The sequence below is a fragment of the Erythrobacter sp. W302b genome (assembly GCF_046452395.1).
GTDB lineage: Bacteria > Pseudomonadota > Alphaproteobacteria > Sphingomonadales > Sphingomonadaceae > Erythrobacter.
The window spans coordinates 845869-862855 of the sequence record NZ_JBKFDH010000001.1 but is presented as its reverse complement, the minus strand read 5'-3'; the positions used below and the strand labels follow the sequence as shown (position 1 = coordinate 862855).

The window sequence follows — 16987 nt, the reverse complement described above, 5'->3', positions numbered from 1 at the left end:
CGTCAAGAATACCGGCCCCTCGCCCGCGTGACGCGGGGGGCCATCCTTCCTCCTCACGCTTTTCTCCTCCCCGGGAGTCCCGACATGGGCAACGAACAGCAGAACTTCCTCCCCGCCTTCACCGATCAGGAAGGCCCGCAGCCCGGCCCTTCGTGGGCGAAGCGCGGCTGGCTCGACACGCTGGCCGATAGCGCGTCCGATCTGACCGCCGCGATGGACCCGACCGAGATGAAGCTCGCGGTCAAGGCTGCGGCGAAGGATGCTGGCAAGGCGATGGACCCCGCAGCGGTGGAGAAAGCCGCCAAGCTCTCCATCGCGGCGATGACGCTGGTGCGGCTCTATCGTGTGCGCGGCCACATGGCAGCGCAGCTCGATCCGCTCGGCCTGTCGGCACGCGAAGGGCCGGCGGACCTCACGCTTGAATGGCACGGCCTGGCGGGCAAGGAGAACGAGGACGTCTATGTCGGCGGCGTGCTCGGCATGGAGTGGACCACGGTGGGCAAGCTCCACCAGCGCCTGCGCGAAGTCTATTGCGGCAAGGTCGGCCTCGAATACATGCACATCGCCGACACCGAGGAACGCCGCTTCCTGCAGGACAAGTTCGAGAAGCCGGGTGAGACGATCCAATTCACCCCCGAAGGCAAGAAGGCGATCCTCGCCGCGGTGCTGCGCGGGGAGCAGTACGAGGAATTCCTCGCCAAGAAGTATGTCGGCACCAAGCGCTTCGGCCTCGATGGCGGCGAGTCCATGATCCCGGCACTGGAAGCCGTGATCAAGCACGGCGGCAGCGCGGGCGTGCGCGAGATCATCTACGGCATGGCCCACCGCGGTCGCCTCAACGTGCTCGCCAACGTGATGGCCAAGCCCTACCGGGTGATCTTCCACGAATTCTCGGGCGGCTCGGCCAACCCCGATGATGTCGGCGGTTCGGGCGACGTCAAGTACCACCTCGGCACCTCGACCGACCGCGAGTTCGACGGCATCTCGGTGCACATGAGCCTCGTGCCCAACCCTTCGCACCTTGAAGCGGTCAACCCCGTGGTGCTCGGCAAGGTCCGCGCCCAGCAGGCCATCCGTGACGATCTGGCGAAGAAGGAGCAGGTGCTCCCCGTGCTGATCCACGGCGATGCGGCCTTTGCGGGGCAAGGCGTGGTGTGGGAAAGCCTCTCGCTCTCCGGTGTCCCCGGATATGACACCGGCGGCTGCATCCACTTCATCATCAACAACCAGATCGGCTTCACCACCTCGCCGAAATTCGCGCGCTCCTCGCCCTATCCGAGCGACGTGGCCAAGGGCGTGATGGCGCCAATCCTGCACGTCAACGGGGATGATCCCGAGGCGGTGACCTTCGCCTGCAAGCTGGCGGTCGAATATCGCCAGACCTTCCATCGCGATGTGGTGATCGACATGTGGTGCTATCGCCGCTTCGGCCACAACGAGGGTGACGAGCCCAAGTTCACCCAGCCGCTGATGTACGACAAGATCCGCGCGCATCCCAAGGTCAGCGTCGCTTACGAAGCGCGGCTGATCCGCGAAGGCGTGGTCGAACCCGGCACGCGCGACCGGATGGCGGGCGAATTCGTCGCGCTGCTGGAAGAGGAGTTCGAAGCGGGCAAGAGCTACAAGGCCAACGAAGCCGACTGGTTCGGCGGTCGCTGGGCGGGCCTCAACAAGCCGGCCGACCCCGAAACCGCGCGCCGGTCGGTCGAGACCGCGATTGAACCCAAGATGCTGGATTCGCTCGGCCGCGTGCTGACCGAAGTCCCCGCCGATCTCGACATCCACAAGACGCTCGACCGTGTGCTCGCAGCCAAGCGGGAGATGTTCGCCACCGGCGAAGGCTTCGACTGGGCGACCGCAGAGGCGCTCGCCTTCGGCAGTCTGGTGATGGAAGGTTATGGCGTGCGTCTGTCGGGGCAGGATTCCGGCCGCGGCACCTTCTCGCAGCGCCACGCCGTGTGGGTCGACCAGAAGTCGGAACGCAAATACGTGCCGCTCAGCACCCTGCCGCATGGCAAGTTCGAAGTGCACGATTCCACGCTGTCCGAATATGGCGTGCTCGGCTTCGAATATGGCTTCGCGATGGCCGATCCGCGCTCCCTTGTGCTGTGGGAAGGCCAGTTCGGCGACTTCGCCAACGGCGCGCAGATCATGATCGACCAGTTCGTGGCCTCGGGCGAAAGCAAGTGGCTGCGTGCCAACGGCCTCGTGATGCTGCTGCCGCACGGCTATGAAGGCCAAGGTCCGGAGCACTCCTCCGCGCGTCTGGAACGTTTCCTCCAGCTGTGCGCCGACGACAATATGTGCGTGTGCAACGTCACCGTGCCGGCCAACTATTTCCACCTGCTGCGCCGCCAGATGCTCCGCAGCTTCCGCAAGCCGCTGATCATCATGAGCCCCAAGTCGCTGCTGCGCCACCCGCTGGCAAAGAGCGCCAAGGCCGATTTCCTTGGCGATCGCCAGTTCCGCCGCATCATGTCGGACACCAAGGACATCGCCGACGACAAGGTGAAGCGTCTGGTGCTGTGTTCGGGCAAGGTCGCCTATGACCTGATCGAAGCGCGCGACGCGGCGGGGATCGAGGACGTCTCGATCGTCCGTATCGAACAGCTGTTCCCTTTCCCGGGCGATCCGCTGGCGGTGCGACTCAAGCGCATGACGAACCTTCAGGACGTCGTGTGGTGTCAGGAAGAGCCGCGCAACAATGGTGCATGGTTCTTTGTCAACGAGCGGATCGAGGATGCGCTCACCGCCGCAGGCCACACCGGCAAGCGCCCGATCTATGCGGGCCGCGACGCGGCGGCTTCACCGGCGACAGGTCTCGCCAGCCGCCACAAGGCCCAGCAGGAAGCGCTGATCGCCGCCGCGCTGGGGCTCTGAGACGAGAACACACACACCCGTTCGTGTCGAGCGAAGTCGAGACACCCAGCACGAATGGTTCTCGACTTCGCTCGAACCGAACGGAAGAGAGTTTAGGAACGCATTGCAATGGCCACCGAAATCAAAGTCCCCGTCCTCGGCGAATCCGTCACCGAAGGCACCATCGCCGAATGGCTCAAGCAGCCCGGCGAAGCGGTCGCTGCGGACGAGCCGATTTGCAGCCTCGAAACCGACAAGGTCGCGGTTGATGTGCCCTCGCCGGTTGCCGGCATCATGTCCGAACATCGCGCGGCGGTGGGCGACACGGTGGAAGTCGGCGCGGTGATCGCGGTGATCGAGGCGGGCGCAACCGCCACCACCGCAGCGGCGGTGACGGCGGCGGCTGCGACGGCGCCCAAGGCGGACTCGCCGACCCCGGCGGTCAGCGAGGAGGTGCCGGGCGCGGCGCAGACCATGTCGCCCGCCGTGCGGCGCGCGGTTCTGGAGCACGGGGTCGATCCCTCGACCATCAAGGGCAGCGGCAAGGATGGCCGTCTGACCAAGGAAGACGTGCTCGCCGCCGCCGAGGCCAAGGCCAAGGGCACCACTGCCCCCGCACCTGCGCCCAGCCCGGCTCCGGCCGCAGCGGCGCCTGCAGCGACAGGCGGCGCGCGGGGCGAGGAACGGGTCAAGATGACCCGCATGCGCCAGACCATCGCCAAGCGGCTGAAGAGCGCGCAGGACAATGCTGCGCTGCTCACCACCTTCAACGATGTCGATATGAGCGCCGTCATGGAAGCGCGCGACAAGTACAAGGACCTCTTCGCCAAGAAGCACGACATCCGCCTGGGCTTCATGGGCTTCTTCGCCAAGGCCGCCTGCCTCGCACTGAAGGACGTGCCCGCGGTCAACGCCTATATCGACGGCGACGAGATCATCTACCACGACTATGTCGACATCTCGGTCGCGGTCTCGGCCCCGAACGGCCTGGTCGTCCCGGTGATCCGCGATGCCGACAAGAAGGGCTTTGCCCGCATCGAGCAGGACATCGCCGATTTCGGCGCGCGCGCGAAGGCGGGCACGCTGACGATGGAAGACATGACCGGCGGGACCTTCACCATCTCCAACGGCGGCGTGTTCGGCTCGCTGATGTCGACCCCGATCATCAACCCGCCGCAGAGCGCCGTGCTCGGCCTCCATCGCATCGAGGACCGCCCTGTGGTCCGCAATGGTCAGATCGTGATCCGGCCGATGATGTATCTCGCGCTGTCGTATGACCACCGCCTGATCGATGGCCGCGAGGCTGTGACCGCGCTCAAGATCATCAAGGAAGCGATCGAGGATCCCACCCGGATGCTGATTGATCTTTGACGATGTGAACAAATATCCGTTCGGGCTGAGCTTGTCGAAGCCCCGTCCTTTCTTTTGAGGCAACGGACCCCAAGTGAAGTGCAGCCCTTCGACAAGCTCAGGGCGAACGGAGTTTTTGGAAATGGCTGACCATTCCTACGATTACGACGTCCTTGTCATCGGTGCCGGTCCCGGCGGCTATGTCGCGGCGATCCGCGCGGCGCAGCTCGGGCTGAAGACCGCCTGCGTCGAGAGCCGCGCAACGCTCGGGGGCACCTGCCTCAATGTCGGGTGCATTCCCTCCAAGGCGCTGCTCCACGGCTCGGAACTGTTTGAAGAAGCCGCGGGCGGTCATTTCGCCACCTGGGGCATCACCGCCACCCCGACGCTCGACCTCTCCAAGATGATGGCCGAAAAGACCAAGGCCGTGGGCGAACTGACCGGCGGGATCGAATTCCTGTTCAAGAAGAACAAGGTCACTTGGCTCAAGGGCCATGCGGCCTTCGAAGACGCGCATACCGTTGACGTGGCGGGCCAGAAGGTCACCGCCAAGGACATCGTGATCGCCACCGGCTCCTCGGTGACGCCCCTTCCGGGCGTGACGGTCGACAACGAAGGCAAGCGCATCGTCGATTCCACCGGCGCGCTCGATCTCGATGAAGTGCCCGAGCACCTCGTGGTGATCGGCGGCGGCGTCATCGGGCTCGAACTGGGCTCGGTGTGGCGGCGTCTGGGGGCCAAGGTCACCGTAATCGAGTTCCTCGACCAGCTGCTCCCCGGCATGGACGGCGAAGTGCGCAAGGAAGCGCAGAAGATCTTCAAGAAGCAGGGCATGGACATGATGCTCGGCCAGAAGGTCACCGGCGCGAAGGTGGACGGCAAGACCGTCACCCTCACCGTCGAACCCGCTGCGGGCGGCGAGGCGCAGACCGTCACCGCCAGCCACGTGCTGGTCGCCATCGGCCGGCGTCCGAACACCGAAGGCCTTGCGCTGGAGAAGGCGGGCCTCAGCCTCAACAACCGCGGCCAGATCGAGATTGACCACGATTTCGCCACCTCGGTCCCCGGCATCTGGGCGATCGGCGACGTCGTCCCCGGCCCGATGCTCGCCCACAAGGCCGAGGATGAGGGCATCGCCGTCGCCGAGAACATCGCGGGCCTCACCGGCATCGTGAACCACGATGTGATCCCCAGCGTCGTCTACACCGCGCCCGAAATCGCCGGGGTCGGCATCACCGAGGAGCAGGCCAAGGAGCGCGGGCTGGCGGTCAAGGTCGGCAAGTTCCCGATGATGGCCAACAGCCGCGCCAAGGCCAACCGCGACACCGACGGCTTCGTGAAGGTGATCGCCGATGCCGCAACCGACCGCGTGGTCGGCGTGTGGATGATCAACAGCCTCGCGGGCACGATGATCGCGCAGGCCGCGCAGGCGATGGAATTCGGCGCGACCTCCGAAGACATCGCCTACACCTGCCACGCCCACCCCACCCACGCCGAAGCCTTCAAGGAAGCGGCGATGGCGGTGACGGGCAAGCCGATCCACATGTGATCGCGCAAGGGTGAGCGCGCGGGCCCTTGATCGCTGGCGGCTCACCCTGCCCCTGTTGCTCCCGTCCTTGGGCGGGCTGGCATACCTCACCGCCTTTGGAGCGCCCGCGCCGTTGATCGCCGTCAACCTTGGCGCGCTGGCATTGGCGTTGGCCTGGGTGCTGTTCGGGCGGCTTCCAGCAAAGCGCAACCCGCGCCTTGTGCTGGCGGGCGCCGCGGCGCTGGCGCTGTTTCTCCCGCTGCTGACCGGGCCCGCGATCGGCGGGGTTGCCCGCTGGCTGCCCGCCGGCCCGATGAGCCTGCATTCGGGCGCGCTGTTGCTGCCGTTGCTAACCGTGCTGGCCGCGCGCGAAGGCGCCATCGGCACCGGGCTGTTGGTGCTGGCGGGCGCGGCGCTGGTGCTGCAACCCGATGCGGCATCGCTTTTTGCGCTTGGGATCGCGAGTGCCACGCTCGCCGCCACATTACGGCGCGGTTCGCTTGCGGTTGTGAGCCTCGCCGCGATTGTCTTTGCTACGGCGACCTTCAACGCGGGCACGCTCGAACCCCAGCGTTTCACCGAAGGCGTGTTGGCGGAGGTTTGGCACAGCGCTCCGCTGGCGGCGCTGGCTTTGGGCGGGCTGCTTTTCATCGTTCCGCCCTTGCTCATGGCACGCGACCCACACATGCCCCGCGCCGAGGGCACGGCGCTGGCCGCGCTGCTCTGGGGGCTCGGCATCGCCGCCATGCTCGCGCCCTTCCCCTTCCCGCTGATCGGCTATGGCGCTGCGCCGATCCTCGGCTTCGGGATTGCTCTCGGCGCAATCGCGCGCGAGGCTGGCCATCGCGCTCGCAATCTGCCAACATCCTGATCTGTTGAGACAACGCCCGAGAGCAGGCGAGAAGGGGCGTCAGTGAACGCGGTGCGCAGAGCCATGACCGCATTGGCGGCCGCCAGCTTGATCTTGCTGGTGGGCTGCGGCGCGTCCGATGATACCGCGTCCCTTGCGCCGCCGCGCGGCGACGATCCGATCGTTTTCCCCCAGCAGGCATCGCACATCGCGGTCGATCTCAAAGTGGATTTGGCCGAGCTCGAACGCACGCTTGAACGCGAACTGCCGCGTGAATTGTGGCGGATCGACCGTCCCGGAAGCGAATGTGTCGCCTCCCAAAAGGTCGATCTGGCGCTGTTCAAGGTCAAATCGCCCAAGATCGAATGCCACATTATCGGAAAGGTCACGCGCGGCAGGCTGCGGCTAAGTGGCAAGGGTGAGGCGCTGATTGTCACCCTGCCTGTGTCCGGCACATTGGCGGCGCGCGATGTCGCCGGGATGTTCAAGGGCGAGACAGGCACCGGCGCGGCGGAAGTGGCGCTGGCGCTGCGGCTTGATCTGACGCCCGACTGGAAGCTCGCCAGCACCGCCAAGCTCGATTACCGCTGGACCCGCGCGCCGGGGATCGACTTCCTCGGGCGACGGATCACCTTCACCAGCGAGGCCGACCGCGAGCTGCGCCCGGTCAAGCGCGAGGTCGAACGCATCGTTGCGCGCGAACTGGCCCGCCTGCCGGTCAAGGCGACGGCGCAGGAAGGCTGGACCAAGGCGCATGGCGTGTTCGAGCTCAACCATGAGAACCCTGCGGTGTGGGGGCGGATGACACCGCAGCAATTCCGGTTCGGTGGCTACACGGTGCAGGGGCGCGAGCTGGTGCTGCGTCTGGGGCTTGATGGGATCTTCGAGAGCTTCGTTGGCATCAAGCCTGACGCGGTCGAGCCCGCCCCGCTTCCTCCGCTGGCGCGGCGCGACAAGACGCAGACCAAGTCGATTCTGCACGTGCCGGTGGTGGCCGATTACGCCGTGCTTGAACCGGTGATCGCCAAGGCGCTGGCCAAGCGCGCCCAGCGGCCCTTCGTGATTGCCGATTACGGCTCTGCCACCGCGCAGTTCGACAAAATCACGGTCTATGGCACGGGCGAGGGGCGCATTGCGGTGGGCGGGGAGTTCACGGCCAACTCGGACCTGCCGGTGATCGAACAGGCCAAGGGGAAGATCTGGCTGACCGCACGCCCCGTCAACGCTCCCGGATCGCGCGCGGTGAAGTTCACCGAAGTGAGGATCACCGGCGATACCGATATCGTGGGCGAGGAATTCCTGTTCGCGCTCGCCAATTCGCCCGATTTTCAGGGCGCAATCACCGATGCGTTGGCCCAGAATTTCGAAGGCGACTTCACCAAGCTGCGCGGCAAGATCGACCGGGCGCTTGCGAAGCGCCAAGGGCGCCTCACCGATTACAGCATTACGATCGAGCGGGTCGAGACAGGGATCATCACAGCGCACGGTCAGGGGCTCTACCTCCCGGTCGATATCACGGCGCAAATCGATGCCAGGCTGCGGCGGCTGAATTGAACAGCTAACTCGTCACGCAGGCTTTTGCGCAGACCGCTGTCTCACTAGACTCCTGCCCGAGAGAGAGGAACGCATGCATGGCCTATCCGCAATTGACCGACAAAGCCGGGGTGCTGGCGACTGCGCTGGCGATCCGCACGCGCAAGATCAGCGTGGCCGAAGCGGTCGATGCGGCGATCACCCGGGCGGGCCGGGATGACGCTGCGATTGATGCCCTCGCCGTCCCCGATTTTGAAAGGGCGTGCGAGACCGCGCGCAGGATGGATAGTGCTCAACGGCAGTTGAACCAGCCGCTGTTCGGCGTGCCGATGACGATCAAGGAAAGCTTTGACGTCGCCGGGCTGCCGACCACTTTCGGCCACCCGGAGTTCCGCGATCAGCTTGCCACCCACGATGCCGCGCTGGTGCGCCGCTTGAAGGCTGCGGGTGCGATCATCATCGGCAAGACCAATGTGCCGGTCGATCTCACTGACTGGCAAAGCTTCAACCCGGTCTATGGCCGGACCTCCAACCCGCACGACCCTGACCGCTCCCCCGGCGGATCGTCAGGCGGCAGTGCAGCCGCGGTCGCGAGCGGGATCGTGCCGGGCGAGTTCGGCACCGACATCGGCGGATCGGTGCGGGTGCCGGCGCATTTCTGCGGGGTGTGGGGCCACAAGACCACCTGGGGCCTGATTCCCAAGCACGGCCATGATTTCCCCGGCATGTCACGCCGCGAAGGCTTTGTCGCCGCGCATGACAGCCCGCTGAGCATCGCCGGGCCGCTGGCGCGCAATGCGCCGGATCTGGCCGTGCTGACCGAAGTGGGCGCGGAGGTGCCGCTGCGCCGCCGTCCCAAGCCGCTGAAGGAATGCCGCCTTCTTGCGATCACCGCGCTGCCCAATGCGCCGGTCGATGCCAGCGTGATGGAGCCGACCGAGGCGGCGCTTCAGCAGCTCGCGCGCGCGGGCGTGCGGATCGACCGGTCGAGCGCTCTGCTGCCCGATCAGGCGCTGCAATATCGCCACTATCTCAAGATGATGAACGTGGTGATGGCGCGCGGTGCCCCTGCGCCGGATGGCAAGCGGGCAAGTGCGACCGACTGGTTCGACCTGCTCGACGCGCAGGCCACCTGCATCGCGCAGTGGGAGGCGCTGTTTGCGGAGTATGACTTCGTCCTCGCCCCGCCCGCCCCGGTTCTGGCGGTGCCGCACAGTGACAGGGCCGTGTTCCGCGGCACCTTGCTGATCAATGGCAAGGACGAGCCTGGCGGCAATGCGCTTGCCTGGGCTGGACTGGCCACCTTCCCGAACTTGCCCGCGACGGTCCTCCCGATCGGCAGCGGCACCTATCTTGGCAGCACGCTGCCCTGCGGCATGCAGGTGATCGGGCCGCGCTGGAGCGATCTCGATTGCATCGCGGCGGCCGAGGCTATCGGTCAGGTGTTGCACTCGTAGAACCATTTCGTCATTGCGAGCTGCGAAGCGGCGCGGCAATCCAGATCGGCACGCGGACCGCTCTGGATTGCTGCGTCGCCTGCGGCTCCTCGCAATGACGAGTAATTTCTATGTCAGGCCTCTCCATGCGCTCTCTCGCCAAGTGGCATATCTGGCTCGGCTGGCTGGTCGGCGTGCCGATCGTGATGTGGTTGGCGACCGGTCTGCTGATGGTCGCCCGCCCGATCGAAGTGGTGCGCGGCGAGCATCTGCGGAGCAAGAGCCCGCCCGTAGCCCTGGTGCTCCCCGGCAGCAACCTCGCCGCGCCCGAAGCCAAGCTGGCCGAGATGCGGGTGCAGATGCAGGGCGACAGGCCTGTGGCGATCCTAACCGCGCTGGATGGCAGCGTCCGCCGGGTCGATTTCGTGAGCGGCGCGGCCCTCCCGCCGCTCGATGCGGCTGCGGCGCAGGCACTGGTGGCGCGCGAGATTAGCGGCGGCGAGGCGGTGGAACGCGTCACGCTCTTCCCCGCCGACCGCACCCCGTTCGATTTCCGCCGGCCGCTCGCGGTGTGGCAAGTGGCGCTGGCCGATGGCACCAATGTCTATGTCGGGCGCGATACGGGCGCGATTGAAGCGGTGCGGACGCGCTGGTGGCGGGTGTTTGACCTTGCCTGGGGCCTGCACATCATGGACCTGTCCGAGCGCGAGGACACCAGCCACCCGGTGCTGATCATCTTCGCGGCGCTCTCGCTGACTGGCGCGCTGATCGGCTGCATCTTGATGTTCCGCCGCCGCAAGGTGCGCCGGGCCGCGAAGCCCTTATGACTCCGACCGTCCTCACCCCGATCCTCGATCTGCTCGACCTCGCCGGGATTGCGCTGTTCGCGCTGTCGGGCGCGGTGCTGGCGGCGCGGCTCAAGCAGACCTTCGTCACCATGGCCTTCTTCGCACTGGTGACAGGCGTGGGCGGCGGGACGGTGCGCGACCTGTTGATCCGCGCGCCGGTGTTCTGGATCGACGACCCGTGGGTGGCAGCCGTGTGCCTTGGCACCGCGCTGATCGCGTGGTTCACGCCGGTCCGCTGGTGGGAGGGCAAGGGCTTCGATTATGCCGACGGCGCGGGCCTTGCCGCCTATGCCGCGCTCGGCAGCGCAAAGGCGCTGGCCTATGGCATTCCGCCGATCCCGGCGGCGCTGATGGGCGTGATCACCGGCTGCGTCGGCGGGATCATCCGCGATGTGGTCGCCGGGCGGCCGTCGATCATCATGAGCCCCGAACTCTACGTCACCCCCGCCGCGCTCACCGCCGCCTTGACGGTGGCGGGAATGCTGGCCGCGCCGGTGCTGGGTGTGAGCGACCAATGGGCCTGGGCGCTGGGCTTCACGTGTGGCGTCGCCCTGCGCGCCGCGGCGATCCGCTGGGAATGGGGCCTGCCCAGCTATGGCGAGAGGGAGGGCGGCTAGGCCCCCTCCCCCACTTTCGCCCTAGAGGTCGCCGTCCACGGTCTCAGGAATGACTTCGCCCGGGATCGGTCCGCCGGGATAGGCCGGCATCGCCGTCGTCGTCGCGCGTGCAGCGGGCGCCTGCGCCACCGTCATCGTGGCTTCCTGCACCGCCATGTCCGGGCGAACCGTGCCGCCTATTCCAGCGCGAAGCTGCGCATAGGACTGGTCGTCCAGCTGCCCTGCCGCAGGACGGCCCGCATCAGCTTGCGGTTCGCCCCAATCGCCTGCGCCGAACGTCCCGTCATAATCGATGGTGTCGATCTGGCCGTTATTGCCGATCCGGCACCGAAACTGCGCGCCGTTGAAGATCGAACCGGACACCTGCCAACCACTCGCGGTGCGTTCGACGTCGTCGACCGTATCGACGCGGACGTCGCGCTCGATCCGGTCAAGGCACTGGTTCACGGCATTATCGAGGCCCGAGGCCCTGTTGCCGCGCGGCGCACTGACGCGGCGATCATCGCGGCGGTCGTCATATCGACGGTCATCATTACGCCAGTCGGGATTGCGCACTTCGCGGTCGACGATCACCACGTCGCGGTCGCGCTCGCGGCGATTGTTCGAACTGACGATCGCGGCGATCCCGCCGATGATTGCAGCGCCGATCAGCACATCGCCCGCATCGACCCGGTTGCGCCGCCATCCGCGCCGGTGCCCGCCCCAGCCACAGCCCCAGCGGCAGCGCCGCCATTCGGTCGTGGCATTGGCGGGATCATAGCGGCTGAAATCGAAGGTGCCCAAGGGCACGGCGGCCAGCGCTGCGTCCGAAGGGATCGGCGCCGCAGCCGCCGGGGCGGCGATCATGGTGGTCCCGGCAAGCGCGCCCGCCAAGGCAAGCGCGCGGAATGTCAGAGCCATTGCTGCTCTCTCCTGTTGCTATACGAGCGGCCACCAATCGCCCCGATGGTGGCAGGATTAACCGTGTCAGGCTTGCGGCAGGATGAACCGCACGGGACATAGCAAAACCGCCCCGCCATCCCTGATGCGGGAGGCGGGGCGGCAGGTTCGCGCGCAGCCGTGAAGGAGACAGGCTGCGCGCAGCTCAGTGGGGTCAACGCAGACCGCGAATGCCGCTAAAGTCAACGAAGGGCGCGCCGCGGCCGTCGAAGCGGCAGGTGAAGTTGCCGCGATCATTGCCGCGGTTGTTCCAGCCTCCGCCCACGTCGATCCGGCCCTTGACCCGGAAGCCGTCGCGCGTGCGGTCAATATCGCGGATGTCGATCACGTCAGCATACCGATAGCCGCCGAAGCGCCGCGCCTGATTTTCGGCTGCGCGGACACAGCGATCCACCGCGGTGCGCGGGTTGCCGAAGCCGCCGCGATCCCAGCCACCGCGGAAGTCGCGGTCGCGATAGTCATAGCGCCGGTCATCGCGGTCATTGTCGAAAGCGCCCGCAAGCGCCGCGAGGCCGCCGATCACGACCGCGCCAGCGATGATCTCACCCGCGCCGATCCCACCACGGTCGCGGTGATCATTCGCCAGAGCGGGGGCGGCCGAGGCCGCCGTCAGCGCAGTCGCAGCGACCGCACCGAAGACAAGCCGGGCTGCTTTGCCGGAGGCCAGCAGGTTGGTCTTGGTCGTCATCGAAGCATTCCTCGTCAGGCACCGCAGGCGGGATTGCTGGCGGTGTCGCAAATGCTTTTGCGCGATTCGGGGTGTGATGAAGCTGAATTGGGATGACAGGGTTTGTTAATCTAAAACCCATCGAGTATGAACATCTAACTTCTAATTCGTCGGAAGTGCCGCCAGCACATCCCGGGTGAAGGCCGCGATGTCGAAACCCGAACCTGCCGGATCTTCACCGCGCCGGACGATCACGACGTCGCGCGAAGGGACGATCACCACATATTGCCCGCGGTTGCCGAAGGCGGCGAAGGTATCGGCGGGCACACCCTCGGAGCGGTTCATCAGCCAGAACCCCGCGCCATAGCCGAACGCTCCATCAGGCTGGGGGCCGCTGGGGGTCGATACGTAGGTCGTCCAGTCTTCGGGCAGAATGCGTTCGCCGGAAGGGAGCACGCCGTCGTTGAGATAGAGCTGGCCGAAATCCGCAAGATCGCTCGCCGTGCTCCAAACCTGCGATGACATCACGTAATCGCCGCGAATATCGGTCTCGGCCACCGTCTCCGCCATGCCCAGCTTGGCGAAGAACTGGTCCGGCGGGTAAAAGGACAACCATTGGGCGATCCCCTTCAGCGCCAACAGCGTGTCATTATTGGCATAGCGGAACACGGTCCCCGGTGCATGGAGTACGGGCCAATTCATCGCCGTCTCATCAATGGTCGAGCCGCCGAAATAGAGGGCATCGGTGCGGTTGCCCGGCGTATCGGAGTAGCGGCCGCTCGCCATGCGCAAGGCGTGATCGATGGTGATGGCGTTGCGCGGATCGGTCGCCCCGCCGGCAGTCCAGTAATTGAGAGCGATGGGGTCCGCCACAGTCGCCTCGCCCGAATGCACCGCCGCACCGATCAGTGTGGCAGCAAGGCTCTTGGCGACGGACCAGGTACGCTGCGGGGTCTTCTCGCCAAAGCCGGCGGCATAGGAAGACTGCTCTACCAGCCCGCTTCCACTGCGTTGGAAGCGCACCAGCGTGGCGGTTGTCCGCGTGCCCTCGCCATAGTGTCCCGCGAGCGCGCTGTCGAAGACCCGGTCAAGCGCGTTCGGTGCCTTGGCCTTCCTGCGAGGCGCTGCGGAGAGGGTTCCTGTGCCAAGCACCTTCGGCTCCACCCCAGCTGCCACGGGCAGCGGTTGCTCGGGATTGCTCGTGTCCTCGGGCGCGCCGATCGGCAGCACCGAACAGCCCGTCTCTGGCCCGAAATTGGCCGCGATCCGTGGCGGCATGTCGTCTGCCCAGCGGACCGCGACATGCGCAATCTGGCCGCTCGGGCGGCGGATGATGTCGTAAGGCAGGGTGCCGATGATCGCATCGTGCGGCGCCTGAATGCCGGTGAGTTCCCATTGCTCGACGCTTTCGGGCGTCCGGGTCGCGCCATTTCGCTCGGCATTGGCGATCGCCCCGCACAGCATCAATGCCTTGTATCCGGCCGCAAGCGCGCGGTCGTATCGGGCGTCGAGCGCATCCTGCTGGGATTGCGCAAAAGCCGGGGCGGCGGCGAGGAGCAGCGTGGACGCTGCAAGAGCGGTGCGGATCATGGCTGCGACACTAGGCTGCCTCGCTCAAAAGGAAAGGGCCGGAAGCGTTTCCGCCCCGGCCCTTGCCTGTGTCTCTGCGAAGCGCGGCTTACGCGTCTTCGTATTCTTCTTCCGAGGCGACCGGGCCGCTGTCCTGGCCGCGCGCGCTCTCGTCGCGGTCGACGAGTTCGATGATCGCCATCTGCACCGCGTCACCGGCGCGCACGCCGGCGCGCAGCACGCGGGTGTAGCCGCCTTCGCGGTCAGCATAACGCTCAGCCAGAACCTCGAACAGCTTCTTGAGCTGCGCTTCGTCACCCAGACGGGCCATCGCCAGACGACGGTTCGAAAGGCCGCCGCGCTTGGCCAGCGTGATCAACTTTTCGAGATAGGGGCGCAGTTCCTTGGCCTTGGGCAGCGTGGTCTTGATCTGCTCGTGCTTGATCAGCGCGGCGGCCATGTTGCGGAACAGGGCGTTGCGGTGACCCGTGCGACGGTTCAACTTGCGGCCCGAAATACCATGACGCATATTTTTTACTCCGTTCGAAAAGGGCCCGTGTGAGGTAGCCCAGTGCTGGTTCGGATCAGGGCCCCGAACCTTTGCCCAAACGTCCCTCTCCGTTCGCCCTGCGAATGGGGAGGTGGCAGCGCGAAGCGCTGACGGAGGGGTAAAGCGGCAAGCACCTGACCCCTCCACCACCCGCTGCGCGGGCGGTCCCCCTCCCCATCCCTGCGGGACGGGGAGGCACACAATTAACCGAGAAGCTCCTGCTCGAGCTTCTTGGCCATTTCTTCGATGTTCTCGGGCGGCCAGCCCGGGATGTCCATCCCGAGACGCAGGCCCATGCTCGAAAGCACTTCCTTGATCTCGTTGAGCGACTTGCGGCCGAAGTTCGGCGTGCGCAGCATCTCGGCTTCGGTCTTCTGGACCAGATCGCCAATGTAGATGATGTTGTCGTTCTTGAGGCAGTTGGCCGAACGCACCGACAGTTCCAGCTCGTCCACTTTCTTGAGGAGGTAGCGGTTGAGCTGGTTGGCGTCGCTTTCTTCCGGCTGCACGGCGTGGCCGATCATCTGGCCGACCGGCTGCGGAATGCCGTCTTCGAAGTGGACGAACAACGTCAGCTGATCCTGAAGGATGCGCGCGGCATAGGCCACGGCGTCTTCCGGGGTGACGGTGCCATCGGTCTCGACGGTCAGCGAGAGCTTGTCGTAATCGAGCTCCTGCCCGACGCGGGCGTTCTCGACCTTGTAGCTCACCTGACGGACGGGCGAGTAGAGCGAGTCGACCGGGATCAGACCGATCGGCGCGTCGGCCGGACGGTTCTGCACGGCGGGCGAGTAGCCCTTGCCGGTGTCGGCCGTCAGCTCCATGTTGAGCGTCGCGCCTTCATCGAGCTGGCAGATCACCAGATCCTTGTTCATGACTTCGATGTCGCCGGTCACGGCAATATCGCCAGCCTTGACCGCGCCCGGGCCCGTGGCCGAAAGCTGCAAACGCTTGGGGCCTTCGCCTTCCATCTTGAGCGCGATCTGCTTCACATTCAGCACGATGTCGGTGACATCTTCACGCACGCCAGCGAGGCTGGAGAACTCGTGCAGCACGTTCTCGATCTTGATCGAGGTGATCGCCGCGCCCTGAAGGCTCGACAGCAGCACCCGGCGCAGCGCATTGCCGAGCGTCAAGCCAAAGCCGCGTTCGAGCGGTTCGGCCACGAAAGTGACCTTGCGCTGACGATCGCCGCCGTCCTTGATTTCGAGGGTGTTGGGTTTCTTGAGTTCCTGCCAGTTCTTGGTGTTGACGGACATGGATTTCCCCTAATGCGCCCGGAGGGGGCGGTTCAAACTTGGGCGGGCCAGATGCGAACGCGAAACGCGGCACCTGACCCGATCGGGCGGCGAGAGCGCGCAGCGCCCCCGCCATCCCGGCGGATCAGACGCGGCGACGCTTGGAGGGACGGACCCCGTTGTGCGGGATCGGAGTGACGTCGCGGATCGAAGTAATGTTGAAACCCACAGCCGCAAGACCCCGAAGCGCGCTTTCGCGGCCCGAGCCCGGGCCCTTCACTTCGACTTCGAGCGTACGGACGCCGTGTTCGGCTGCCTTCTTGCCCGCATCGTCAGCAGCAACCTGTGCAGCATAAGGAGTCGACTTGCGGCTGCCCTTGAAGCCCATCGCGCCGGCGCTGGACCAGCTGATCGCATTGCCCTGCGCATCGGTGATGGTGATCATGGTATTGTTGAAGCTGGCGTTGATATGCGCAACGCCGCTGGTGATGTTCTTCTTGTCACGGCGCCGAATACGGCCTGGTTCGCGTGCCATCGTTTTCTGTCCTCTAGATCGTCAGAAGGAAAAAGCGTGCAAAGGGGGTGAGCCCCGCTCGCTTACTTCTTCTTGCCCGCGATGGGCTTGGCCTTGCCCTTGCGGGTACGGGCGTTGGTGTGGGTGCGCTGGCCACGGACGGGCAGGCCCGAACGGTGACGCAGGCCGCGATAGGCGCGCAGATCCATCAGGCGCTTGATGTTCATCGCGGTGTTGCGACGCAGGTCGCCTTCCACGGTGAAATCGGCGTCGATGGTTTCGCGGATCCGCAGGATTTCCTCGTCCGAGAGGTCCTGCACGCGCGCGGTGTGCGCGATACCCAGCTTGTCAGCGATCTGGACGGCGGTGGTACGACCAATACCGTGAATATAGGTCAGCGCGATGATCACGCGCTTGTTGGTGGGGATATTGACCCCGGCAATACGAGCCACTTATTTCTCCATGCTCCACAGGGACTTGGCCCATCCA

The 16987-nt window shown here is 65.8% G+C and carries 15 protein-coding genes; 8 read left to right on the top strand and 7 right to left on the bottom strand.

The window, feature by feature from the left end:
* Positions 1-84: 84 nt before the first annotated feature.
* From ACLBKT_RS04210 to ACLBKT_RS04175, 8 genes are all read left to right on the top strand, one after another.
* Positions 85-2880, top strand: a complete 2796-nt coding sequence (locus ACLBKT_RS04210) for a 2-oxoglutarate dehydrogenase E1 component (RefSeq protein WP_410181705.1) — start codon at positions 85-87, stop codon at positions 2878-2880.
* Positions 2881-2988: 108 nt separating this feature from the next.
* Entirely contained in the window at positions 2989-4230 is a 1242-nt protein-coding gene (gene odhB, locus ACLBKT_RS04205) for a 2-oxoglutarate dehydrogenase complex dihydrolipoyllysine-residue succinyltransferase (RefSeq protein ID WP_410181704.1), read from the top strand.
* A gap of 121 nt (positions 4231-4351) precedes the next feature.
* Positions 4352-5758 carry a dihydrolipoyl dehydrogenase gene (lpdA, locus tag ACLBKT_RS04200; protein ID WP_410181703.1) on the top strand — a complete coding sequence of 469 codons (1407 nt, stop codon included), beginning with the start codon at positions 4352-4354 and terminating at the stop codon, positions 5756-5758.
* 10 nt (positions 5759-5768) lie between these two features.
* On the top strand, positions 5769-6608 hold the full coding sequence (locus ACLBKT_RS04195) for a hypothetical protein (protein ID WP_410181702.1): 840 nt from the start codon (positions 5769-5771) through the stop codon (positions 6606-6608).
* Positions 6609-6671: 63 nt separating this feature from the next.
* Entirely contained in the window at positions 6672-8141 is a 1470-nt protein-coding gene (locus ACLBKT_RS04190) for a DUF4403 family protein (RefSeq protein ID WP_410181701.1), read from the top strand.
* A gap of 77 nt (positions 8142-8218) precedes the next feature.
* The gene (locus tag ACLBKT_RS04185) at positions 8219-9577 is read left to right on the top strand and encodes an amidase family protein (protein WP_410181700.1); all 1359 of its coding nucleotides are present in this window, start codon (positions 8219-8221) and stop codon (positions 9575-9577) included.
* Positions 9578-9702: 125 nt separating this feature from the next.
* Positions 9703-10383, top strand: a complete 681-nt coding sequence (locus ACLBKT_RS04180) for a hypothetical protein (protein WP_410181699.1) — start codon at positions 9703-9705, stop codon at positions 10381-10383.
* Positions 10380-11021 carry a trimeric intracellular cation channel family protein gene (locus ACLBKT_RS04175; RefSeq protein WP_410181698.1) on the top strand — a complete coding sequence of 214 codons (642 nt, stop codon included), beginning with the start codon at positions 10380-10382 and terminating at the stop codon, positions 11019-11021. Before ACLBKT_RS04180 ends, ACLBKT_RS04175 begins: the two co-directional genes overlap by 4 nt.
* A gap of 21 nt (positions 11022-11042) precedes the next feature.
* Here the strand turns inward: ACLBKT_RS04175 and ACLBKT_RS04170 are convergent, their stop codons facing one another.
* The 7 genes from ACLBKT_RS04170 to rpsM form a co-directional block, all read right to left on the bottom strand.
* Complete coding sequence (locus ACLBKT_RS04170) at positions 11043-11921, bottom strand: hypothetical protein (protein WP_410181697.1); 879 nt, start codon at positions 11919-11921, stop codon at positions 11043-11045.
* A gap of 193 nt (positions 11922-12114) precedes the next feature.
* Positions 12115-12648 (bottom strand): hypothetical protein, encoded by a 534-nt coding sequence (locus tag ACLBKT_RS04165; protein WP_410181696.1) that lies wholly within the window; start codon positions 12646-12648, stop codon positions 12115-12117.
* A gap of 141 nt (positions 12649-12789) precedes the next feature.
* Entirely contained in the window at positions 12790-14217 is a 1428-nt protein-coding gene (locus ACLBKT_RS04160) for a serine hydrolase domain-containing protein (protein ID WP_410181695.1), read from the bottom strand.
* A gap of 88 nt (positions 14218-14305) precedes the next feature.
* On the bottom strand, positions 14306-14725 hold the full coding sequence (gene rplQ, locus ACLBKT_RS04155; protein WP_410181694.1) for a 50S ribosomal protein L17: 420 nt from the start codon (positions 14723-14725) through the stop codon (positions 14306-14308).
* A gap of 224 nt (positions 14726-14949) precedes the next feature.
* A complete protein-coding gene (locus ACLBKT_RS04150) occupies positions 14950-16005 on the bottom strand; it encodes a DNA-directed RNA polymerase subunit alpha (RefSeq protein ID WP_410181693.1) in 1056 nt (351 codons plus the stop codon).
* A 124-nt stretch (positions 16006-16129) separates the two neighbouring features.
* Positions 16130-16519, bottom strand: coding sequence for a 30S ribosomal protein S11 (gene rpsK / locus ACLBKT_RS04145; RefSeq protein ID WP_101791853.1), 390 nt, complete (start codon positions 16517-16519; stop codon positions 16130-16132).
* Between the two features lie 62 nt (positions 16520-16581).
* Complete coding sequence (gene rpsM, locus ACLBKT_RS04140) at positions 16582-16950, bottom strand: 30S ribosomal protein S13 (protein ID WP_285709046.1); 369 nt, start codon at positions 16948-16950, stop codon at positions 16582-16584.
* Positions 16951-16987 lie beyond the last annotated feature (37 nt).